The sequence below is a fragment of the Streptomyces collinus Tu 365 genome, from assembly GCF_000444875.1.
Lineage (GTDB): Bacteria > Actinomycetota > Actinomycetes > Streptomycetales > Streptomycetaceae > Streptomyces > Streptomyces collinus_A.
In genome coordinates, this window is record NC_021985.1 from 2,017,655 (window position 1) to 2,039,851 (window position 22,197).

The window sequence follows — 22,197 nt, forward strand, 5'->3', positions numbered from 1 at the left end:
CGGGCCGGCCGCGCCCGCCCCGGTGGGCCGTCGCCCAGCGGTCGGCGGGCCGCCGGGCGACGGGTCAGCGGGCGTTGAAGTACTTGGCCTCCGGGTGGTGGATCACGATCGCGTCCGTGGACTGCTCGGGGTGGAGCTGGAACTCCTCGGAGAGGTGGACTCCGATTCGCTCGGGCCGCAGCAGCTCGGCGATCTTGGCGCGGTCCTCCAGGTCGGGGCAGGCACCGTAGCCGAGGGAGAAGCGGGCCCCGCGGTACTTCAGGGCGAACATGTCCTCCATGGCGGCCGGGTCCTCCCCCGCGTAGCCGAGTTCGGCGCGCACGCGCGCGTGCCAGTACTCGGCCAGTGCCTCGGCCAACTGCACGGACAGGCCGTGCAGTTCGAGGTAGTCGCGGTAGGAGTTGGCCGCGAAGAGCTTCGCCGTCTCCTCGCCGATGCGGGAGCCGACGGTCACCACCTGGAAGCCGACCACGTCGGTCTCGCCGGACTCCTCGGGGCGGAAGAAGTCGGCGAGGCAGAGCCGGCGGCCGCGGCGCTGGCGCGGGAAGGTGAAGCGGGTGCGCTCGTTGCCCCGCTCGTCGAGGATGATCAGGTCGTCGTCCTTGGAGACGCACGGGAAGTAGCCGTGCACCACCGCCGCCTCCAGCAGGTTCTCGGTCTGGAGCCGGTCGAGCAGGCCGCGCAGCCGCGGGCGGCCCTCGGTCTCCACGAGTTCCTCGTACGAGGGCCCGTCACCGGTGCGCGCCTGCTTGAGCCCCCACTGCCCCTTGAACAGCGCGCCCTCGTCGAGCCAGCTCGCGTACTCCTTGAGCTGGATGCCCTTGATGACGCGGGTGTCCCAGAACGGCGGGGTGGGCACGGGGTTGTCGGTGGCGACGTCGGAGCGGACGTGGCCCTCCTCGGGGCGCTCCTCGACCTCGACGGCGGCCGTCGCGCGGACCCGGCGCTGCCGGAGTTCGGGCAGCTGCGCACCGGGCACGCCCCGCTTGACGCCGATCAGGGCGTCCATGAGGCGCAGTCCCTCGAAGGCGTCGCGGGCGTAGCGGACCTCGCCCTCGTAGATCTCGTAGAGGTCCTGTTCCACGTAGGCCCGGGTCAGGGCGGCGCCGCCGAGGATGACCGGGAAGCGGGGGGCGAGGCCGCGCTGATTCAGCTCCTCCAGGTTCTCCTTCATGATCACCGTGGACTTGACCAGGAGGCCGGACATGCCGATCACGTCGGCGCGGTGCTCCTCGGCGGCTTCCAGGATCGCGGAGACCGGCTGCTTGATGCCGAGGTTGACGACGTTGTAGCCGTTGTTGGACAGGATGATGTCGACGAGGTTCTTGCCGATGTCGTGCACGTCGCCGCGCACGGTGGCCAGCACGATGGTGCCCTTGCCCTCGGCGTCCGACTTCTCCATGTGGGGTTCGAGGTGGGCGACGGCGGCCTTCATCACCTCGGCGGACTGCAGGACGAACGGGAGCTGCATCTGGCCGGAGCCGAACAGCTCGCCGACCACCTTCATGCCGTCCAGGAGCGTGTCGTTGACGATGTCCAGGGCGGGCCGGTCCCGCAGCGCCTGGTCCAGGTCCTGCTCCAGGCCGTTGCGCTCGCCGTCGATGATGCGGCGCTTGAGGCGCTCCTCCAGGGGGAGGGCGGCCAGTTCCTCCGCCTTGCCGGCCTTGAGGGACTTGGCGGTGGCGCCCTCGAAGAGCTGCATGAGCTTCTGGAGGGGGTCGTAGCCCTCGCGGCGGCGGTCGTGGATGAGGTCGAGGGCGGTCTGTACCTCTTCCTCGTTGAACCGGGCGATGGGCAGGATCTTGCTGGCGTGCACGATGGCGGAGTCCAGTCCGGCCTTGACGCACTCGTCCAGGAAGACGGAGTTCAGCAGGATGCGGGCGGCCGGGTTGAGCCCGAAGGAGATGTTCGACAGTCCCAGGGTGGTCTGCACGGCCGGGTGGCGCTTCTTCAGCTCGCGGATCGCCTCGATGGTGGCGACGCCGTCCTTGCGGGACTCCTCCTGGCCGGTGCAGATGGTGAAGGTCAGGGTGTCGATGAGGATGTCCTCCTCACGGATGCCCCAGTTCCGGGTGAGGTCGTCGATCAGCCGTTCGGCGATCTCGACCTTCTTCTCGGGCGTGCGGGCCTGGCCCTCCTCGTCGATGGTCAGCGCGATCAGCGCGGCGCCGTGCTCCCTCGCGAGCTCGGTCACCCGGGCGAAGCGGGAGCCGGGGCCCGCGCCGTCCTCGTAGTTCACCGAGTTGATCACGGCGCGGCCGCCGAGCTTCTCCAGGCCCGCCTCGATGACGTCGACCTCGGTCGAGTCCAGCACGATCGGCAGGGTGGAGGCGGTGGCGAAGCGGCCGGCCAGTTCCCGCATGTCCGCGACGCCGTCGCGGCCGACGTAGTCCACGCACAGGTCGAGCATGTGCGCGCCCTCGCGGATCTGCTCGCGGGCGATCTCCACGCAGTCGTCCCAGCGGCCCTCCAGCATGGACTCGCGGAACTTCTTGGAGCCGTTGGCGTTGGTGCGCTCGCCGATGGCCAGGTAGGAGGTGTCCTGCCGGAACGGCACCGACTGGTAGAGGGAGGCGGCGCCCGGCTCGGGGCTTGGCCGGCGCTCGGGCGGGGTCATCCCCTGGACGCGCTCGACGACCTGGCGCAGGTGCTCGGGGGTGGTGCCGCAGCAGCCGCCGACCAGCGACAGACCGTACTCGCGGACGAACGTCTCCTGCGCGTCGGCCAGCTCGGGCGCGGTCAGCGGGTAGTGCGCGCCGTCCTTGCCGAGGACCGGCAGGCCCGCGTTGGGCATGCAGGACAGCGGGATGCGGGCGTTGCGGGCGAGGTAGCGCAGGTGCTCGCTCATCTCGGCCGGCCCGGTGGCGCAGTTCAGGCCGATCATGTCGATGCCGAGCGGTTCCAGCGCGGTCAGCGCCGCGCCGATCTCGGAGCCCAGCAGCATGGTGCCGGTGGTCTCGACGGTGACCGAGACGATGACGGGCAGGTCGAGGCCGAGCGCGGCGAGGCCGCGGCGGGCGCCGAGGACGGCGGCCTTGGTCTGCAGCAGGTCCTGGGTGGTCTCCACGAGCAGCGCGTCGGCACCGCCCGCGACCAGGCCCTCGGCGTTGCTCTGGTAGGCGTCGCGCAGGGTGGTGTAGGGGGCGTGCCCGAGGGTGGGCAGCTTGGTGCCGGGGCCCATGGAGCCGAGCACCCAGCGGGGGCGGCCGTCCTCGGCGGTGAACGCGTCGGCGGCCTCGCGGGCGACCCGGGCGCCGGCCTCGGACAGCTCGTGCACCCGCTCGGCGATGTCGTACTCGCCGAGCGCGGAGTGGTTGGCCCCGAAGGTGTTGGTCTCGACGCAGTCGACGCCCACCGCGAAGTACGCCTCGTGGACCGAGCGGACGATGTCCGGACGGGTGAGGTTCAGGATCTCGTTGCAGCCCTCGAGCTGCTGGAAGTCCTCGAGGGTGGGCTCCTGCGCCTGGAGCATCGTGCCCATGGCACCGTCGGCCACCACCACCCGGGTGGCGAGGGCGTCTCGGAGCGCGGACACACGGGTCCGGCTGTCGGCGGAAGGGGACGTTGGCGACGAGGCCATGAAAGGGCTCCCTGGGATGCGACGGCTGTCGGCTATGCGGCTTCCCCGGTCGGACCGGGCAAGGGGGCACGGCGTCAGAGTAACCGGGAGTGGGCTTGGATGGGCACCGGCGTCCACGAGGCGGACGCGGGTGGCCGCCGGGGAGGACCCGGATGCCACATCCGGGTGCCCCGCGGCGTAACAGGTGTCGACCGAACGTTGGCGGGAGGTCGGCGACGACCGGTAGTGTTCGGCATTGTCGAACACTGTGACTCCATGCGGGTTCGATGGCGGTCGACGGAGACGGAGGCAGGACGGCGATGGCACGGAACATCCAGTCGCTCGAACGGGCGGCCGCGATGCTGCGACTGCTCGCGGGCGGCGAGCGACGGCTCGGCCTCTCGGACATCGCCTCGTCGCTCGGACTCGCCAAGGGCACCGCCCACGGCATCCTGCGCACCCTCCAGCAGGAGGGGTTCGTCGAGCAGGACGACGCCTCCGGCCGCTACCAGCTGGGCGCCGAGCTGCTGCGCCTGGGCACGACCTACCTGGACGTGCACGAGCTGCGGGCGCGGGCGCTGGTGTGGACCGACGACCTGGCCCGGTCCAGCGGGGAGAGCGTGTACCTGGGCGTCCTGCACCAGCAGGGCGTGCTGATCGTGCACCACGTCTTCCGGCCGGACGACAGCCGGCAGGTGCTGGAGATCGGGGCCATGCAGCCGCTGCACTCCACGGCGCTGGGCAAGGTGCTCTCGGCGTACGACCCGGTGGCCCACAGCGAGGCCCTGGAGGCCGACCGCAAGCCGTTCACGGACCGCACCGTGTGCGGGCCCGAGGAGTTCGAGCACCTGCTGGACCTCACGCGCGCGCGTGGCTACGCGGCGGACGTCGAGGAGACCTGGGAGGGCGTGGCCTCGGTGGCCGCCCCCATCCACGACCGGCGCCGGATGCCCGTGGGCTCGGTGGGGATCACCGGGGCCGTGGAGCGGCTGTGCCGGGACGGCGAGCTGCGCCCGGAGCTGATCGCGGCGGTGCGGGACTGCGCCCGCGCGGTCTCGCGCGACCTCGGCGGCGGGCGGTTCTGACCCAGGGGTGACCCGCGCCCTCGAAGCGGGTGACCGACCGGAGACGACCGGGACGCGAGCGGCGTCCCGGTTCTCGCCATACCCTGAAATGGACATATAGGGCGATTAGCTACGTCAGCACACAAAGAGTGATAGTCGGCAGCGATCAATAACGATCCTGTTTTCGATAACAGAACCCTTGACGCATGCGTAAGGCCGCAGCAAGACTCCCGTCCATCGGTCGGCATTGTCGAACACCTACCGGCAATACGCGCTAGAGTGTGACAACGCCAAGGGCCGGATTTCGCTCTCACCCCCGAGGGCGCCAACCCCCGGAGGGACCCGGGGTTCGGCTTCCCTGGACGAAGGACAAAGGAGTCGCGGGTGTCCAGCTCCGACATCTTCATCGGCGAGACCATCGGTACCGCCATACTCATCCTGCTCGGTGGCGGCGTGTGTGCCGCTGTGACGCTGAAGGCCTCCAAGGCCCGTAACGCCGGCTGGCTCGCCATCACCTTCGGGTGGGGTTTCGCCGTTCTGACGGCCGTTTACACCTCGGCACCCCTGTCCGGTGCCCATCTGAACCCGGCCGTGACGCTCGCGCTCGCGATCAAGGACAAGGACTTCAGCAACCTGCCCACGTACTGGGGCGGCCAGCTGCTTGGCGCCATGATCGGCGCGACCCTGGTCTGGCTCGCCTACTACGGCCAGTTCCGTGCCCACCTCACCGACAAGGAGATCGTCGGCGGTCCGGGCGCCCAGGCCACCACGGCCAAGGCCGTCGAGGCCCAGGAGCAGGGTGCCGGCCCGGTCCTCGGCGTCTTCTCCACCGGTCCGGAGATCCGGAACGTGGTGCAGAACCTCGCCACGGAGATCATCGGCACCGTGGTGCTGGTGCTCGCCGTCCTCACGCAGGGCCTGAACGACAAGGGCAACGGCCTGGGCACCCTCGGCGCCCTGGTCACCGCTCTCGTGGTCGTCTCCATCGGCCTCTCCCTCGGCGGCCCGACGGGCTACGCGATCAACCCGGCCCGCGACCTCGGTCCCCGTATCGTCCACGCCCTGCTGCCCCTGCCCAACAAGGGCGGTTCCGACTGGAGCTACGCCTGGATCCCGGTGGTCGGCCCGCTGATCGGCGGCGCGATCGCTGCAGGCATCTACAACGTCGCGTTCGTCTGAGACACCTCACGCGCGCCGTACGTACAGCCCCATCACCACGGATCTCTCAGGAGCACACAGTGACCGACGCCCACACCGCAGGCCCGTTCATCGCGGCCATCGACCAGGGCACGACTTCCTCGCGCTGCATCGTCTTCGACCGGGACGGCCGCATCGTCTCCGTCGACCAGAAGGAGCACGAGCAGATCTTCCCGAAGCCGGGCTGGGTCGAGCACAACGCCAACGAGATCTGGACGAACGTCCAGGAAGTCGTCGCCGGGGCCATCGAGAAGGCCGGCATCACCCGTGACGACATCAAGGCCATCGGCATCACCAACCAGCGCGAGACCACCGTGCTGTGGGACAAGAACACCGGTGAGCCCGTCCACAACGCCATCGTCTGGCAGGACACCCGCACCGACGCCCTCTGCCGCGAGCTGGGGCGCAACGTCGGCCAGGACCGCTTCCGCCGCGAGACGGGCCTGCCGCTGGCCTCGTACTTCGCCGGGCCCAAGGCCCGCTGGCTGCTCGACCACGTCGACGGCCTCCAGGAGCGCGCCGAGGCGGGCGACATCCTCTTCGGCACGATGGACAGCTGGGTCATCTGGAACCTGACCGGCGGCGTCAACGGCGGCAGGCACGTCACCGACGTCACCAACGCGTCCCGCACCATGCTGATGAACCTGCACACCATGCAGTGGGACCCGAAGATCGCCGAGTCCATCGGCGTCCCGCTGGCGATGCTGCCGGAGATCCGCTCCTCCGCCGAGGTCTACGGCGAGATCACCGGCGGCAAGCTGGGCGACCTGCTCGGCGGCATCCCGGTCGCGTCGGCGCTCGGCGACCAGCAGGCGGCCCTGTTCGGCCAGACCTGCTTCTCCGAGGGCGAGACCAAGTCCACCTACGGCACCGGCACCTTCATGGTGATGAACACCGGTGACAAGATCATCAACTCCTACGCGGGCCTGCTGACCACGGTCGGCTACAAGATCGGCGACCAGCCGACGGTGTACGCGCTGGAGGGCTCGATCGCCGTCACCGGCTCCCTGGTGCAGTGGATGCGCGACCAGATGGGCCTGATCTCCACCGCCGCCGAGATCGAGACGCTCGCGCTCTCGGTGGAGGACAACGGCGGCGCCTACTTCGTACCGGCCTTCTCCGGCCTGTTCGCCCCGCACTGGCGCTCCGACGCCCGCGGTGTGATCGCCGGCCTGACCCGGTACGTCACCAAGGCGCACCTGGCCCGCGCGGTTCTGGAGGCCACCGCCTGGCAGACCCGCGAGATCGCCGACGCGATGGTCAAGGACTCCGGCGACGAGCTGGTGGCCCTCAAGGTCGACGGCGGCATGACCTCCAACAACCTGCTGATGCAGACCCTGGCCGACGTCCTGGACGCACCGGTGGTGCGCCCGATGGTCGCCGAGACCACCTGCCTCGGCGCCGCCTACGCCGCCGGTCTCGCCGTCGGCTTCTGGTCCAGCACCGACGAACTGCGCGCCAACTGGCGCCGGGCCGCCGAGTGGACCCCCCAGATGGACGCGGACACCCGCGACCGTGAGTACAAGAACTGGCTCAAGGCCGTCGACCGGACCATGGGCTGGATCGAGGACGAGGACTGAGCGGCCCGGCCCGCCCAGCCAACTCTGACTAGGAGTAAGAACCCGAAATGACCAGTCAGCCCACCCTGCAGTCCGTGCCTGCCCTGGGGACGCACCCCGCCTCCGGCTCCAACCCGAGCCGGGCCGAGACCAGGGAGCAGCTCGCCAAGGCGTCGTACGACCTTCTTGTGATCGGCGGCGGCATCCTGGGCATCTCCACCGCCTGGCACGCCGCGCAGTCCGGACTCAGGGTGGCGCTGGTCGACGCCGGCGACTTCGCCGGTGCCACCTCCTCCGCCTCCTCCAAGCTGCTCCACGGCGGTCTGCGCTACCTGCAGACCGGCGCCGTGAAGCTGGTGGCGGAGAACCACTTCGAGCGCCGTGCGGTCTCCCGCCAGGTGGCCCCCCACCTGGCGAACCCGCTCACCTTCTACCTCCCCGTGTACAAGGGGGGCCCGCACGGCGCGGCGAAGCTCGGGGCGGGCGTCTTCGCCTACTCCGCGCTCTCCGCGTTCGGTGACGGCGTCGGCCACCTGCTCTCGCCCGCCAAGGCGGCGCAGGACGTGCCGGAGCTGCGCACCGAGAACCTCAAGGCCGTGGCCGTCTACGGCGACGACCAGATGAACGACGCGCGCATGGCGCTGATGACGGTCCGCGCGGCCGTCGAGGCGGGCGCGGTCGTCCTCAACCACGCCGAGGTCACCGGCCTGCGCTTCACCAAGGGCCGGGTCACCGGCGCCGACCTGAAGGACCGGACCTCCGGCGACGAGTTCGGCGTCAACGCCCGTCTGGTGCTGAACGCGACCGGCCCCTGGGTCGACCACCTGCGCCGGATGGAGGACCCGGCGGCGGCGCCGTCCATCCGTCTGTCCAAGGGCGCGCACCTGGTGCTCAAGCGCACCGCGCCCTGGAAGGCCGCGCTGGCGACCCCCATCGACAAGTACCGCATCACCTTCGCCCTCCCCTGGGAGGACATGCTGCTGCTCGGCACGACCGACGAGGAGTACGAGGGCGACCCGGCCGACGTGTCGGTCACCGAGAAGGACATAGCCCAGATCCTGGACGAGGCCGCGTTCTCCGTCCGGGACCAGCAGCTCCAGCGCGACCTGATGACCTACGCCTTCGCCGGTCTGCGGGTGCTGCCGGGCGGCCCCGGCGACACCGCCAAGGCCAAGCGCGAGACCGTGGTGACCGAGGGCAGGGGCGGCATGCTGTCCGTCGCGGGCGGCAAGTGGACGACGTTCCGGCACATCGGCCGCACGGTGATGCAGAAGCTGGAGGAGCTGCCGGGCCACCCGCTCGGTGACGACTTCGAGCCGATCTCCTCGCTGCCGAAGAAGCTCCCGCTGCCCGGCGTGGCCAACCCGCGCGCGGTCGCCCACCGCCTGCTGGTGGACCACCCGGCGCCCGGCCCGCGCATGTCGGCCGACACCGCCAAGCACCTCGCCACCCACTACGGCTCGCTGGCCTTCGACATCGCCCGGCTGGCGAACGAGCACCCGGAGCTGGCCGAGCGCGTCCACCCGGACGCCCCGGAGATCTGGGCGCAGGTCGTGTGGGCCCGTGACCACGAGTGGGCCGAGACGACCGACGACGTGCTGCGCCGCCGTACCACGCTGACCATCCGCGGCCTCGCCACGGACGAGGTCCGCGCCAAGGTCCAGGACCTGCTCGACAAGAAGTAGGTCCCGGCCGGCCCCACCCCCTGACCGGGGCCGGAACGGATGAGGGCCGGCTCCTCCCGCACGGGGAGCCGGAGAGACGACAGGGGCGGTTCCACACCGGTGGAGCCGCCCCTGACGCATGTCCGGCGTCGCCGTCAGAGACCGGTCATAGACCCCGCCTCCATTGTCATGAACCTGCGATCCGAAGGGCGGATCGCGGTTCTCATGGAGGTGTGGGATGCACCGCAAGCTCGCCACCGGATTCGCCGCCTCGGCCATGGCCGTCCTGACCGTCACCGCCACCGCCACCGCGGCCACCGCGGCCCCGGCCGACAAGCCCCAGGTGCTCGCGAACTTCACCCAGACCACCGCGTCCAGCTACAACGCCTGGGCCGCCGCCCGCGCCGACCAGGGGGCGTGGGCCGCCTACGCCTTCGACTGGTCCACCGACTACTGCTCCGACTCCCCCGACAACCCGCTCGGCTTCCCCTTCAAGATGTCCTGTGCCCGCCACGACTTCGGCTACCGCAACTACAAGGCGGCCGGCACCTTCAGCGCCAACAAGTCGCGCCTGGACAGCGCCCTGTACGAGGACCTCAAGCGTGTCTGCAACGGCTACAGCGGCGCCACGAAGACCGCCTGCAACAGCACCGCGTGGACCTACTACCAGGCGGTGAAGGCCTTCGGCTGACGCACCGCCACACCTCGGGAACTCCCCGCGGGACACCGCTACGGCCCTGCCGCGATCCGGACGCCCGGACGCGCGGCGGGGCCGCGGCGCGTGCGCCGGGCCCGGGCGGCACCGGCCCGGCCCGAACTGCCCTCGTGGGCGGCGGGCTTCGCCTCACCGCGCGGGCCAGGGGTGTTCCGGGGTGGTGATCGGGGCAGTGATCTCGCATCCCCCGGGCAAGGGGGCTGCGGGCGCCCCCGCGGGACGCCGTAAGGTTGGGACGTCAGGCGAGGGCACGTCGGAAGGAGGCGCTGGGTGATCGAGCTGGAGGGGGTTCCCGAGCTGATCGACCCAGTCATGGTGGCCGCGTTCGAGGGCTGGAACGATGCCGGCGACGCCGCCTCCGCGGCGGTCGCGCATCTGGAACGCGAGTTCAAGGGCGAGGTGTTCGCGGCGCTGGACGCCGAGGACTACTACGACTTCCAGGTGAACCGCCCCACGGTGTTCATGGACGGCGGCGTGCGCAAGATCACGTGGCCGACGACGCGGCTGTCGGTCGTCCGGGTCGGCGGCGACAAGCCGCGCGACCTGGTGCTGGTCCGCGGCATCGAACCGTCCATGCGCTGGCGCTCGTTCTGCAACGAACTGCTCGGCTTCGCGCACGAGCTGGGCGTGGAGCTGGTGGTCGTCCTGGGCGCCCTGCTAGGCGACACCCCGCACACGCGTCCCGTCCCGGTCAGCGGGGTCACCTCGGACGCCGATCTGGCCCGCCGCATGGACCTGGAGGAGACCAAGTACGAGGGCCCGACGGGCATCGTCGGCGTCCTCCAGGAGGCCTGCACGCACGCCGGCGTCCCCGCGGTGTCGCTGTGGGCGGCCGTCCCGCACTACGTCTCCCAGCCACCCAACCCCAAGGCCACCCTGGCGCTGCTGAACCGCCTGGAGGACCTGCTGGACCTGCGCGTCCCGCTGGGCGAGCTGCCCGAGGACGCGCGCGCCTGGCAGGTGGGCGTGGACCAGCTCGCCGCCGAGGACAGCGAGGTCGCCGAGTACGTCCAGACGCTGGAGGAGGCCCGGGACACCGCCGAGCTGCCGGAGGCGTCCGGCGAGGCGATCGCCCGCGAGTTCGAGCGGTACCTGCGGCGCCGGGACGTCAGCCCGCCGGGCGGCCACGCCACGGCGGACGGCGGGGACGGCTCGTACCTGCGGGACACCCCGGGCGCCGGCCGCGCCCGGCCGCCGAAGCCGACCAGGCCGGGGACCTCCGGGGCCGCGGAAGGCGCCCAGGAAGGCGCTCCGGAGGGGACCGGCGAGGACACCCCGGGCGGCGCTCAGGACGGACCGGGCGAGGACGCGCCCGGCGGCGCCCCGGACGGCACGGCGGAGGGCTCCGCGGAGGGCCGCGACGAGCACACACCCGACACGCCGGACACACCTGACGCCCCGGAACGGCCCGAGACCCCGGACACCCCGGAGGACTGAGCACGGCGACGCGGCACGAGTGCCGCGGGAGACGGACGAGGGGCGGTTCCCGTGACGGGAACCGCCCCTCGCCGTACGGACGGCGTCAGGCCGCCGGGCCCGGACCTACAGGGCCACGCCCAGCAGCGCGTCCACGGCGCGGGTCACGACACCGGGCGCGCCCGGGTCGGTGCCGCCCTCGGCCTCCTGGCGGGCCGCCCAGCGGTCCACCGCGGCCAGCGCGGCCGGCGCGTCCAGGTCGTGGGCCAGCGCCTCGCGGATCTCCTCCACGAGCGCGTCCGCGGACGGGCCGTCGGGCCGCGAGACGGCCGCGCGCCAGCGCCCGAGCCGGTCCACCGCGTCACGCAGGACCTGGTCGGTCCACTCCCAGTCGGCGCGGTAGTGGTGGGCGAGCAGGGTCAGCCGGATCGCGGCCGGGTCGACGCCGTCGTGGCGCAGCCGGGAGACGAAGACGAGGTTGCCCTTCGACTTGGACATCTTCTCGCCGTCCAGGGCGACCATGCCGGCGTGGACGTAGGCCTTGGCCATCGGGAACTCGCCGGTGAGCACCTGGGCGTGCGAGGCGCCCATCTCGTGGTGCGGGAAGGCCAGGTCGGAGCCGCCGCCCTGGACGTCGAAGCCCATGCCGAGGTGGTCGAGGGCGATGGCCACGCACTCGATGTGCCAGCCGGGCCGGCCGCGGCCGAGCGAGCCGCCGTCCCAGCTCGGCTCGCCCTCGCGGGCGCTCATCCACAGCATCGGGTCGAGCGGGTTCTTCTTGCCCGGGCGGTCCGGGTCGCCGCCGCGCTCGGCGGACAGCAGCCGCATCGCGGCCGCGTCGAGGTTCGAGACCTGGCCGAAGTGCGGGTCGGACTCGACGGAGAAGTAGATGTCGCCTTCCAGCTCGTAGGCCGCGCCGAGGTCGCGCAGCCGCTCCACGAGCGGGACGATGCCGGGTATCGCCTCGACGGCGCCTATGTAGTGCCGGGGCGGCAGCATCCGCAGGGCGGTCATGTCCTCGCGGAAGAGGGTGGTCTCCTTCTCGGCGAGGGCGACCCAGTCGACGCCGTCCCGCTCCGCGCGCTCCAGCAGCGGATCGTCGACGTCGGTGACGTTCTGGACGTAGTGGACCTGCCGCTTGGTGTCGAGCCACACGCGCTGAACGAGGTCGAACGCGTTGTAGGTCGCCGCGTGACCCATGTGGGTCGCGTCGTACGGCGTGATGCCGCAGACGTAGATACGGGCGACGGGACCGGGGTCGAGGGTGACGAGGCCGCCGGTCGCGGTGTCGTGGATCCTCAGGTCGCGGCCCTGACCAGGCAGGGCGGGGACCTCGGAAGCGGGCCAGGCATGCATGTACATGAGCCTAACCGGCGACGAGCCGCGGATACGAACGGGATCGGGCCGGATGGCCTGTTGTGCCCTCTTGTGGAACTTCCGGCGGTGTGCTCGGGGCGCGCTCAGACGGGCGGCCACGGGATCGCGGGCCACTCCCCGCCCGGCTCCGGGTGCCGTCCGGAGGCCAGCAGCGCGTCGACCCGCGCGCGCGTGGCGTCGAGCTCGGCCGGCGTGATCAGGCCGGCCAGCCGCGCGGCCAGGTCGCCGTCCCCGGCGAGCCTCGCGCGCAGCCCGCCGAGCACCTCGACGGCCTCCGCGGTGAGCGGCTCCCCGGCCCAGCCCCACAGCAGCGTGCGCAGCTTGTCCTCGACGTTGAAGGTGACCCCGTGGTCGATGCCGTAGAGCCGGCCGTCCGGGGTGGGCAGCAGGTGGCCGCCCTTGCGGTCGGCGTTGTTGATCACCGCGTCGAGGACGGCGAGGCGGCGCAGCCGCTCGTCGTCGGCGTGCACCAGCAGCGCGGTGCGGCCCTCGCCGACGTCGGCGAACCCGATCGCCTTCCAGCCGGGTTCCGGCTCCTCGCCGTCGACCAGGGCGAGCAGCTCGGCGTCGGCGCCCACCTCGATCCAGAGCTGGCACATGCCCTCGCCGTACGGCCCGTCGCGCAGCACCGTCGGGGGGACCAGCCCCCAGCCGGTGGCCTCGGAGACCTCGTAGGCGGCCACCTCGCGGCCGGCCAGGGTGCCGTCGGGGAAGTCCCACAGCGGGCGCTCCCCGGCGACGGGCTTGTACACGCAGGTGGCCTCGCGGCCGTCGAGGGCCACGGTGCAGAACAGCGCCGCGTTGGACGCCTCGCGGATCCGGCCGCGCACGGACAGCTCACCGCGGGCCAGCAGCTCCGCGGTGTGCGGGTCGGCCGTCACGCTCCCCGGCGGTATCCGTTCTGGCGCGGGCATACGTGTCCTTCCGGATCGAGCGGGAGGCTGCACAGCGGGCACGGCGGCCGCCCGGCGTTGACGACGTCGAGGGCCCGCTTGGCGAAGGATCGTGCCTGCGCCCCGGTCAGCCGGACCCGCAGCATCGGGGGCCCGTTCTCCTCGTCCTGGAGCAGCCGCTCCTCGGCCTCGGCGAGGTCCTCCTCGGTGTCGGCGTCCAGTTCCACCAGGGCCTGGGCCTCGACGATCATGCGCTGCTCGTCGCCGTCCCAGGCGAGGGCCATGGTGCCGACGCGGAACTCCTCCTCGATGGGGACCTCGAGGGGGCCGGTGTCGGCGATCTCCGAGGGCGCCACGGCGGGGACGGCCGCGCTGCCGCCGCTGCGCCGCACGACCTCGTCCAGCAGTTCGTCCATGCGCTCGGCGAGCGCGGCGACCTGGGTCTTCTCCAGGGCCACGCTGGTCACCCGGGCGCCTGCGGTGGCCTGGAGGAAGAACGTACGGCGTCCGGGCAGTCCGACCGTGCCGGCCACGAAGCGGTCCGGCGGATCGTAGAGGAACACCTGACGGGACACGTCCTGTCTCCATGGGACTCGAGGGTTGCTGCGGTGCTGGCGGTGCGTGCGGTGCGGGCGAGGCGCCGTGCGGACCGCTTCACCCTACTGCGGCCGACGATCACGGTGCGCCCGCACCACCCCCGACCGGTGCGTCTTCCTCGCCGTGTTCCTCGCGCGGGGCGAGAGATGCGAAATCGCCGGTGTCGCCGAGGCGAACGAGGAACGGCCGCAGACGGGTGTAACGGATCGCTGTGATGGAACACGGTTCCACGGAGATCCGCTGGAAGAGGTCGAGATGCAGTCCGAGGGCGTCGGCGACGAGGGACTTGATGATGTCGCCGTGCGAGCACATGAGGTAGACGGCGTCGGCGCCGTGGTCGCGCTCCACGCGCGCGTTCCACTCGCGTACGGCCTCGGCGGCGCGGGTCTGCATGGCCCGCATGGACTCGCCGCCCGGGAAGGCGGCGGCGGTCGGGTGCGCCTGGACGACCTCCATGAGCGGCTCGTCGGCGAGTTCGGCGAGTTTGCGGCCGGACCAGTCGCCGTAGTGGCACTCCCCGATCCGTTCGTCGGTGTGGGAGCGCAGTCCGGGGCGGGCGTCGAGCAGCGGCCGTACGGTTTCCTGGCAGCGCTGCAGGGGGCTGGCGACGACCTCGGAGAGCGGCAGCCCGGCGAGGCGGCCGGGCAGCGCGGCGGCCTGGGCGGCCCCGCGGTCGTCGAGGGCGACGCCGGGGGTCCAGCCGGCGAGCACGCCCGAGGTGTTGGCGGTTGACCGTCCGTGCCTGACGAGGATCAGCGTGGGCATGCGGCCCAGGGTAAGCGCACCACCACAGGCACAGTCGGCCGGACGAAGGGAGAATGCGCTCCGTGATCGTGGATTGCGCGGTGTACCGGCACGGGCACCGCACCGAGGGCCCGGAGGATCTGTCCGACGCGCTGGACGCGGCGCGGGCGGCGGGCGGTTTCGTGTGGATCGGTCTGCACGAGCCGTCGGAGCGGGAGTTCGAGCTGGTCACCCATGAGTTCGGGCTGCATCCGCTGGCCGTCGAGGACGCCCTCAAGGCGCATCAGCGGCCCAAGCTGGAGGTGTACGACGACTCGCTGTTCATGGTGCTCAAGCCGGTGGTGTACGAGCCGGAGAGCGACACCGTCTCGGCCGGCGAGGTCATGGTCTTCGTCGGTGACGCGTTCGTCGTCACGGTCCGGCACGGCGAGGGCGCGCCGCTCGCGGCGGTGCGGCGCCGGCTGGAGGAGGAGCCGGAGATGCTGGGCAAGGGCCCCACGTCGGTGCTGTACGCGATCTCCGACGCCGTGGTGGACCACTACCTGGACGTGGCGACGGAGTTGCAGACGGACCTGGAGGAGCTGGAGGCCGAGGTCTTCCAGCCGGACGGCGGCGGCTCGCGCAACACCGCGTCGCGGATCTACACCTTCAAACGCCAGGTGCTGGAGTTCCGGCGGGCCACCGGTCCGCTGGTGCCGCCGCTGACGCGCCTGGCGGGCACCGGCCAGTTCGGCAGTGGCGTGCCGTTCGTGGACGACAAGGCACGGCCCTTCTTCCGGGACGTGAACGACCACCTAGCGCGCGTGAACGAGTCCGTGGAGAGCCTGGACCGGCTGGTGTCGGACATCCTCAACGCGCATCTGGCGCAGATGAGCGTGCGGCAGAACGACGACATGCGGAAGATCTCGGCGTGGGCGGCGATGGCCGCGGTCCCCACGATGATCGCGGGGATCTACGGCATGAACTTCGACCACATGCCCGAGCTGCACTGGTTGTGGTCCTACCCGGTGGTGATCGTGGTGATGGCCGTCCTGGAAGTGCTGCTGTACCGCCAGTTCAAGCGGCGCGGCTGGCTGTGAGCGCGGCTCACGCGAACTCGGGTCCGGAGGCCGGGGCGGCGGGGCCGGACGGATCGCCGAGGGGGTCGGGGCGGTCCGGCCGGCGCAGGGTCACCATGCGGCGCCGGCCGCCCAGCCGCTCGTAGGCGTACAGGACGTGGATGCCGGCCGCGAGCAGCCGGGACCTGGCCCGGGACCAGCGCAGGATACGGCCCATGTGGGCCATGACGGCGAGGCTGACGTCCCGGTGGACGCGGATCTCGGCGAGCGCGCAGGCGCGCAGGGTGCGCCGGACGAAGCGGCCGTGCCCGGCGGCGGTCAGGCGCAGGAGTTCCTCGTGGGTGTAGGCGAGGTGGTTGTCCTCGTCGTGCGCGATCATCCGCACGGCCCGGCCGATCTCCGGGTCGTCGCCGAACCACCTTTCCAGCAGGCCCATCTGGTCGGCGGCGCGCTGTTCGGTGACCCGGCTGTGCGCGAGGTAGACGATGATGTCGCGGACGGTGAGCGGCTCGTCGCGCCGGAGCCTGTCGTGGGCCAGGCCGATGCCCGCGCGCTCCAGGAGCATCGTGTAGTCGGTCTCCGGCGGGACGGGCACCGGGGCGAGGCCGCGCTTCGTCATCAGGGCGTCGAAGATGCGCCCGTGCTTGTCCTCGTCGGCGCCGTGGCGGGCGATCTTGGGGGCCAGGGCGCGTTCCTCCGCCGGCACCAGCGCGGCGATCCTGCCGTTCTCCCAGCCGCCCTGCGCCTCTCCGCCGGCGGCGACGGAGCAGAAAAGCCGGAACGACCTGTCGTCGGCGAGGATCTCCTGGAACAGTCTCTTGGCCGAAAGCGCCGAGAACATCGATGCCACCTCTCTGCGGGTCCCGCGAAGATCGAGTCAAATCGGGACAGAGTGGTGGCGCAACAGCAGGACGGGCCGGTTCTGCCGAAAGGAGGAGCGCCGGGGTCGTAACCGGGCGGCGCCCGGCGCGTTGTTCCCCGTGACGGCCGTGGCGGGGAAGACCCCCGAGCCCCCACCACGGCCGCGGAAGCCCGTCAGGCGAGGCCCGCGCGCTCCAGGGCCTCGCTGCCGGCCCGCAGGGAGGCCAGCCGCTCGTCGAGGGTGAAGCCGGCGGGGGCGAGGCTGAGGGTGGTGACGCCGGCGGCGGCGTAGGCCTTCATCCGGTCGGCGATGCGCTCCACGGACCCCAGCAGCGTGGTCCGGTCGATGAGGTCCTGCGGGACCGCGGCCGCGGCTCCCTGCTTGTCCCCGGACAGGTACTTCTCCTGGATCTCGGCGGCTTCCTTCTCGTACCCCATGCGCCGGGCGAGCTGGTTGTAGAAGTTCTGCTTGATGCTGCCCATGCCGCCGACGTACAGGGCGGTGTAGGGGCGGAAGGTGTCGGCGAGCCGGGCCACGTCCTTGTCGTCGCCGACGGCCAGCGGCAGGGTCGGGCAGACGTCGAACCCGTCGAGGGTCAGTCCGGCCTTCTCCCGGCCCGCGCGCAGGTGCCTGATCGTGGTCTCCTCCAGGTGCTCGGCGGAGGGGAAGATCAGCAGCGCGCCGTCGGCGATCTCGCCGGTCTGTTCCAGGTTCCTGGGACCGATGGCGGCGATGTAGAGCGGGATGTGCTCACGCTCGGGGTGCACGGTCAGCTTGATCGGCTTGCCCGGGCCGCCGGGCAGCGGCAGCGTCCAGTGCTCGCCCTCGAACGACAGCCGCTCGCGGGTCATCGCCTTGCGCACGATCTCCACGTACTCGCGGGTGCGCGAGAGCGGCTTGTCGAACTTCACGCCGTACCAGCCCTCGGAGACCTGCGGTCCGGAGACCCCGAGGCCCAGCCGGAAGCGCCCCTTGGACAGCGAGTCCAGGGTCGCCGCGGTCATCGCGGTCATGGCCGGCTGCCGGGCCGGGATCTGGAAGATGGCCGAGCCGACGTCGATGCGCTCGGTCTGCGCGGCGACCCAGCTGAGCACCGTGGCCGCGTCGGAGCCGTACGCCTCGGCGGCCCAGCACACGGAGTAGCCCAGCCGCTCGGCCTCCTGTGCCACGGCGAGATTGTCCGCGTCCATCCCGGCGCCCCAGTAGCCGAGGTTGATCCCGAGCTGCATGGCCGATCCCCTTACCCATGAGTAACGTCCTTGGCGGAGACCATAGCGCGGGGGCGGCCCCGACCGGCAGGGCATGCCCGGGATCGGGTGCAGGTCACCCGGTCACGGGTGGTCGATCCGAGTTGTCCACAGGCAACCCACGGCACCAGTTCTGGCCAGTAATCTCGCGCTCATGGAGCAGAGGCATCTCGGCCGCACAGGCCTGCGCGTGTCCCGCATCGGGCTCGGCACCCTCACCTGGGGCCGGGACACCGACGAGCACGACGCCGCGGACATGCTGAAGGCGTTCTGGGAGGCCGGCGGCACCCTCGTCGACACCGCCGACGTGTACGGCGACGGGGAGGCCGAGTACCTGCTCGGACAGCTCATGGACGGCCTGGTGCCGCGCCGGGACCTGGTGATCTCCACGAAGGCGGGCAGCGTCCCCGATCCCGACCGCCGCGTCGACGGCTCCCGCGGCCATCTGCTCGCCGCGCTCGACGCCTCCCTGGCCCGGCTCGGCACGGACCACGTGGACCTGTGGCACGTCCACGCCTACGACCCGGCCACGCCGCTGGAGGAGACCCTCCAGGCGCTCGACCTGGCGGTGAGCAGCGGCCGCGCCCGGTACGCCGGCGTCTCCAACTTCTGCGGCTGGCAGCTCGCCAAGGCGGCGACCTGGCAGCTCGCGGCGCCCGGGGCGCGCACCCGGCTGGCCGGAGCGCAGATGGAGTACTCGCTGCTCCAGCGCGGAGTGGAGCGCGAGGTGCTGCCCGCCGCGCTCGACCTGGGGCTCGGTCTGCTGCCCTCCTCCCCGCTGGGCCGCGGTGTGCTCACCGGCAAGTACCGGCACGCCACTCCCACGGACTCGCGGGGCGCCTCGGAGCAGCTCGCGCCGTTCGTGGAGCCGTATCTGGACGACACCGCGACCCGCATCGTGGACGCGGTGACGACGGCCGCCGACGGGCTCGCGGTCACCCCGCTCCAGGTGGCCCTCGCCTGGGTCAGGGACCGCCCGGGCGTGGCCGCGCCGATCGTCGGCGCGCGCAACGCGCAGCAGCTCGCGGCGGCACTGTCAGTGGAGGCGCTTAGTCTTCCTGACGAGATCTGCCGGGCGCTGGACGATGTGTCGGCGCCCGTGCACCGCTATCCCGATCACGACTGGAGCACGCTGTGAGCACGGAGCCGGAGACCACGGAGGACACCGGGCCCGGGACCCCGGGCATCCCGGAGGGCCCGGACACCTCGGAGGCCCGGGACACCACGGGCACCCCGGACACCGCGGGCACCCCGGACGCCCTCAACGCCCCGGACTCTCCGGCCGCTCCGGAGCGGGACGCGGCGGCCGGCGGGGACCCCGAGGGCGGCGGGGAGCCGGCCGGGGCCGAGGCCCCGGGCGAGGGTGACGGCGCGGCCGGGGACACCGGCACGGCCGGGGGCGAGGGCTCGGGCGACCGGTCCGAGGCGGAGGCCGAGCTGGCCGCGCAGCGGCTCGAGCGGGAACGCATCGAGCGGCGCAAGGCCGAGAAGAAGGCCCCCATCGAGAGCGGCACCAAGCTGAGCGGCTCGGCCGCCGACCTGCTCGCCGCGGTCCGGGCGGTGGAGAGCGGGGCCAAGCCCCTGGCCACGGTCTTCGCCGAGCCCGCGCCCGCCCCGCGCCGCCAGGCCCCGGAGCCGGTGCGGCGCCCCCAGCAGCCCGTGCCGGCCGTGGTGCCGAGCGGGCCCGCCCCCGAGGCCGTCGAGTCCGTACGGCGGGTGCTGGCCCGGGGCGGCGCTCCCGAAGCGCTGGCGCCACAGGTGGCCGCGGCCCTCGGCGAGGCCGCGGGCGACGCGCTCCAGGAGGACCCCTGGCAGCTGCTGCGGATCGGCGGTGTCCGCCCGGAGCAGGCCGACGGGTTCGCACGGGCCCTGCTCGGCGCGGACTGCGGCCCGGACGACGAGCGGCGCGGCCGCGCGCTGACCGTCTGGCTGCTGGAGCAGGCGGCGTCGGCCGGGCACACCGCCCTCGAACTGCCGGCGCTGACCGCCGCGCTCGCCCAGCGGGCCGTACCCGACCCGGACGCCGCCGTGCAGAGCACCCTCGCCGAGGGCGAGGCACTGGCGTTCCAGGACGCGCTGGAGGAACCGGGCGCCCCCGCCCCGCGGCAGGAGGAGGACGGCGAGGAGGAGGAACGCCCGGTCCGGGTCCTCGTCGGCCTGGAGCGGTACGCCCTCGCCGAGGAGAGCCTGGCGGACGGTCTGGCCCGGCTGGTCAACTCGCCCGGGGAGGCCGCGGGCCCGTGGGAGGCGCTCGCGGCCGGGGTCACCGGCGGCGCGGCGGAGCTGGCCCGCGCGGTCGCCGGGCACGGCCTGGTGCTGCACACCGGCGGTGAGGCGGCCCGCGCGGAGCCGGCCGCGCTGCTCGGCGCCGCCCGCGCGGCGGGCCTGCGCGCCTTCGCCGTCTGCCACACCCCCGACGGCCGCCGCCGCCTCGGCGTGCTGCCCGGCGGGGGCGACGACGCCTCGCCGGCCTCGTCGACCGGCACGGTCGCCGGCGTCCTCGCCGGTGCCGAGGGCCCCGGCCGGGACGCGGACGGCGCGCTGGACCTCGATCTGCTGATCGTGCTGGACGCGCCCCAACTGGACGTCGAGAACGCGGCGATGCTGGTCGAGTCGCTGCGCGACGGCGCCCGGCTGGTGCTGAGCGGCGACCCGGCGGTGCTGTGGTCGGCCGGCGCGGGGCGGGTCTTCGCCGACCTGCTGGCGGCCCGCGCCTGCCCGCAGATCGCCTCCCGCACCCCGGACCCCGGCCCGCTGGGTGAACTCGTCTCTGGTGTCGGCGTCGGCGAGCTGAACCAGGTCGAGGCGCCCGGCAAGGAGGTCGTCATCGTGCCGGTGCGGGACGCGGGCGAGGCCGTGCACCGGACCGTGCAGCTCGTCGCGGACTCGGTGCCGCGCGCGTTCGGGGTGCCGCCCGAGCAGACGGTGGTGATCACCCCGGGACACGGCGGTGCCGCCGGCACCCGGGCCCTCAACTCGGCCCTGAAGGAGCGCCTCAACCCGGGGCCCGGCCGCTTCGGCGGGTTCGACCCCGGGGACCGGGTCGCCTACTCCCCCGCCCCGGGCCGCACGGTGCCGGGCCGGGTGGTGACTGCGGACGCGGACGGGCTGCACCTGGAGTGCGCGGGCGCACCGATGGTCGTCCCGCGGGAGCGGGTGGAGCAGCGGGTGCGGCACGGCTGGGCGCTGACGGCGCACCAGGCGGTGGGCGGCCGCTGGCCGGCCGCGGTCGTGGTCCTGCCCGGGGATGCCGCCCAGGCGCTCAGCAGACCGTGGGTGTACACGGCGTTCGGCCGGGCGGAGCGCCACCTGTCAGTGGTGCACGGCGTGGACCAGGCGCTGCCGAAGGCGGTGGCGGAGACGGCGGCGAAGCCCCGTACGACCCGCCTGCAGACGCTGCTGCGCGCCCAGGTACCCGCGGCCGGCTAGGAACGGCGGTGCCGCGCGGACCGCGCGGCACCGCCACCGGCCTCAGCGCCGCGGTCTCACCGCCGGGCGGCCGGCGACCCCTCGCCGCCGTCCGCGTCCTCGCGGTCCTCGCCGTCCTCGATGTCCTCGCCGTCCTCGAATTCGAGGTCGTCGTCCTCGTCGAGGTCGTCGGAGGCGTCCTCGTCGAAGACCGCGCTCACGTCGAACCTGCACACCACCCGCTGCGGGTCGACCTGCTCGAACGGCGCCTCCAGCCACTCACCGGGGTCGGCGGGCTCGTCGGCGGCGGTGACCCAGAGCGTGGAGTCGCCCTCCTCCAGGCCGAACTCCTTGTGCCGGGAGGCGATCTCGTCGGGCTCGAACTCGCCGAACAGGATGCCCAGGGCGCCGGGGACCGTCGCCGCCGCGTCCCCGTCCGCGCCGACGGCCTCCTCGTACTCGGCCGCCTCGACCCGCTGGGCCTGCGCCAGCAGCCGCTGCGGCTCCGCCACCGCGTAGTCGCGCCGGATCAGCACGCTGACGGCGTTCGGCTCCTCGGGCCCGGTGTAGGGCGGCAGTGTGTCGTCCCCGCCGGGGATCTCGAAGGGCGTGACCTCGTCGTAGCGGTCGTAGAGCAGTTCGTCGTACACCTCGGCGGCCGCGGCCAGCTCGTTGAAGGCCTCGTAGACGGCCGGGTCGTCGTCCCCCGTCCTGCGTTCGACCGCCGCAAGGTGGCGGTCGAGCGCGGTCTTGACCGCCTCGGCGGCGGCGCGTACCTCGGCAGCGGTGGGCTGCGCAGCATCAGACATAGTGCAGACGCTATCCGTACCGGGCACC

17 protein-coding genes are annotated in these 22,197 nt (G+C 72.7%); 9 read left to right on the forward strand and 8 right to left on the reverse strand.

Translation table 11 applies throughout. The features are described from left to right. Window positions 1-64 precede the first annotated feature (64 nt). Window positions 65-3,580, reverse strand: a complete 3,516-nt coding sequence (metH, locus tag B446_RS08510; protein WP_043475088.1) for a methionine synthase — start codon at window positions 3,578-3,580, stop codon at window positions 65-67. Window positions 3,581-3,879: 299 nt separating this feature from the next. Here metH and B446_RS08515 point away from each other — a divergent pair, with 299 nt between their 5' ends. The 6 genes from B446_RS08515 (at window position 3,880) to B446_RS08540 (ending at window position 11,195) form a co-directional block, all read left to right on the forward strand. Further along, window positions 3,880-4,644, forward strand: coding sequence for an IclR family transcriptional regulator (locus tag B446_RS08515; protein ID WP_020939014.1), 765 nt, complete (start codon window positions 3,880-3,882; stop codon window positions 4,642-4,644). Between the two features lie 363 nt (window positions 4,645-5,007). Next, window positions 5,008-5,802, forward strand: a complete 795-nt coding sequence (locus tag B446_RS08520; protein WP_020939015.1) for an MIP/aquaporin family protein — start codon at window positions 5,008-5,010, stop codon at window positions 5,800-5,802. A gap of 59 nt (window positions 5,803-5,861) precedes the next feature. Then, on the forward strand, window positions 5,862-7,400 hold the full coding sequence (gene glpK, locus B446_RS08525) for a glycerol kinase GlpK (protein ID WP_020939016.1): 1,539 nt from the start codon (window positions 5,862-5,864) through the stop codon (window positions 7,398-7,400). 47 nt (window positions 7,401-7,447) lie between these two features. Beyond that, window positions 7,448-9,064 (forward strand): glycerol-3-phosphate dehydrogenase/oxidase, encoded by a 1,617-nt coding sequence (locus B446_RS08530; RefSeq protein ID WP_020939017.1) that lies wholly within the window; start codon window positions 7,448-7,450, stop codon window positions 9,062-9,064. Between the two features lie 217 nt (window positions 9,065-9,281). Further along, entirely contained in the window at window positions 9,282-9,734 is a 453-nt protein-coding gene (locus B446_RS08535; RefSeq protein WP_020939018.1) for a phospholipase, read from the forward strand. 294 nt (window positions 9,735-10,028) lie between these two features. After that, complete coding sequence (locus tag B446_RS08540; RefSeq protein ID WP_020939019.1) at window positions 10,029-11,195, forward strand: PAC2 family protein; 1,167 nt, start codon at window positions 10,029-10,031, stop codon at window positions 11,193-11,195. Between the two features lie 105 nt (window positions 11,196-11,300). On the opposite strand, the gene mshC is transcribed toward B446_RS08540, so the two are convergent. From mshC to B446_RS08560, 4 genes are all read right to left on the reverse strand, one after another. After that, complete coding sequence (gene mshC, locus B446_RS08545; protein ID WP_020939020.1) at window positions 11,301-12,530, reverse strand: cysteine--1-D-myo-inosityl 2-amino-2-deoxy-alpha-D-glucopyranoside ligase; 1,230 nt, start codon at window positions 12,528-12,530, stop codon at window positions 11,301-11,303. Window positions 12,531-12,634: 104 nt separating this feature from the next. Next, window positions 12,635-13,465, reverse strand: coding sequence for an SCO1664 family protein (locus B446_RS08550; RefSeq protein WP_052352136.1), 831 nt, complete (start codon window positions 13,463-13,465; stop codon window positions 12,635-12,637). Next, window positions 13,429-14,019, reverse strand: a complete 591-nt coding sequence (locus B446_RS08555) for a DUF3090 domain-containing protein (RefSeq protein WP_020939022.1) — start codon at window positions 14,017-14,019, stop codon at window positions 13,429-13,431. The genes B446_RS08550 and B446_RS08555 overlap by 37 nt, the downstream gene beginning before the upstream one ends. A 100-nt stretch (window positions 14,020-14,119) precedes the next feature. Continuing rightward, window positions 14,120-14,806 (reverse strand): histidine phosphatase family protein, encoded by a 687-nt coding sequence (locus tag B446_RS08560; RefSeq protein WP_020939023.1) that lies wholly within the window; start codon window positions 14,804-14,806, stop codon window positions 14,120-14,122. Between the two features lie 62 nt (window positions 14,807-14,868). On the opposite strand from B446_RS08560, the gene corA reads away from it, so the two are divergent. Beyond that, the gene (gene corA, locus B446_RS08565) at window positions 14,869-15,864 is read left to right on the forward strand and encodes a magnesium/cobalt transporter CorA (protein WP_043477899.1); all 996 of its coding nucleotides are present in this window, start codon (window positions 14,869-14,871) and stop codon (window positions 15,862-15,864) included. Between the two features lie 7 nt (window positions 15,865-15,871). On the opposite strand, the gene B446_RS08570 is transcribed toward corA, so the two are convergent. Continuing rightward, window positions 15,872-16,684 (reverse strand): hypothetical protein, encoded by an 813-nt coding sequence (locus tag B446_RS08570; protein WP_020939025.1) that lies wholly within the window; start codon window positions 16,682-16,684, stop codon window positions 15,872-15,874. Between the two features lie 194 nt (window positions 16,685-16,878). After that, window positions 16,879-17,934: an LLM class F420-dependent oxidoreductase gene (locus B446_RS08575; protein ID WP_020939026.1), complete on the reverse strand. Its 1,056-nt coding sequence runs from the start codon at window positions 17,932-17,934 to the stop codon at window positions 16,879-16,881. 172 nt (window positions 17,935-18,106) lie between these two features. Between B446_RS08575 and B446_RS08580 the strand changes: the two genes are divergently transcribed. Both B446_RS08580 and B446_RS08585 read left to right on the forward strand, forming a co-directional pair. Beyond that, window positions 18,107-19,090, forward strand: coding sequence for an aldo/keto reductase (locus tag B446_RS08580; protein WP_020939027.1), 984 nt, complete (start codon window positions 18,107-18,109; stop codon window positions 19,088-19,090). Then, window positions 19,087-21,381: a helix-hairpin-helix domain-containing protein gene (locus B446_RS08585; protein WP_020939028.1), complete on the forward strand. Its 2,295-nt coding sequence runs from the start codon at window positions 19,087-19,089 to the stop codon at window positions 21,379-21,381. The genes B446_RS08580 and B446_RS08585 overlap by 4 nt, the downstream gene beginning before the upstream one ends. Window positions 21,382-21,437: 56 nt before the next feature. On the opposite strand, the gene B446_RS08590 is transcribed toward B446_RS08585, so the two are convergent. Further along, window positions 21,438-22,169, reverse strand: a complete 732-nt coding sequence (locus B446_RS08590; protein ID WP_020939029.1) for a hypothetical protein — start codon at window positions 22,167-22,169, stop codon at window positions 21,438-21,440. Between the last annotated feature and the right edge of the window lie 28 nt (window positions 22,170-22,197).

Bases quoted from the DNA above. Each gene is read 5' to 3' on its own strand.
- metH (WP_043475088.1), bottom strand. From the start codon at position 3,580: ATGGCCTCGTCGCCAACGTCCCCTTCCGCCGACAGCCGGACCCGTGTG.
- B446_RS08515 (WP_020939014.1), top strand. From the start codon at position 3,880: ATGGCACGGAACATCCAGTCGCTCGAACGGGCGGCCGCGATGCTGCGA.
- B446_RS08530 (WP_020939017.1), top strand. From the start codon at position 7,448: ATGACCAGTCAGCCCACCCTGCAGTCCGTGCCTGCCCTGGGGACGCAC.
- B446_RS08535 (WP_020939018.1), top strand. From the start codon at position 9,282: ATGCACCGCAAGCTCGCCACCGGATTCGCCGCCTCGGCCATGGCCGTC.
- mshC (WP_020939020.1), bottom strand. From the start codon at position 12,530: ATGCATGCCTGGCCCGCTTCCGAGGTCCCCGCCCTGCCTGGTCAGGGC.
- B446_RS08550 (WP_052352136.1), bottom strand. From the start codon at position 13,465: ATGCCCGCGCCAGAACGGATACCGCCGGGGAGCGTGACGGCCGACCCG.
- B446_RS08560 (WP_020939023.1), bottom strand. From the start codon at position 14,806: ATGCCCACGCTGATCCTCGTCAGGCACGGACGGTCAACCGCCAACACC.
- B446_RS08570 (WP_020939025.1), bottom strand. From the start codon at position 16,684: ATGTTCTCGGCGCTTTCGGCCAAGAGACTGTTCCAGGAGATCCTCGCC.
- B446_RS08575 (WP_020939026.1), bottom strand. From the start codon at position 17,934: ATGCAGCTCGGGATCAACCTCGGCTACTGGGGCGCCGGGATGGACGCG.
- B446_RS08580 (WP_020939027.1), top strand. From the start codon at position 18,107: ATGGAGCAGAGGCATCTCGGCCGCACAGGCCTGCGCGTGTCCCGCATC.
- B446_RS08590 (WP_020939029.1), bottom strand. From the start codon at position 22,169: ATGTCTGATGCTGCGCAGCCCACCGCTGCCGAGGTACGCGCCGCCGCC.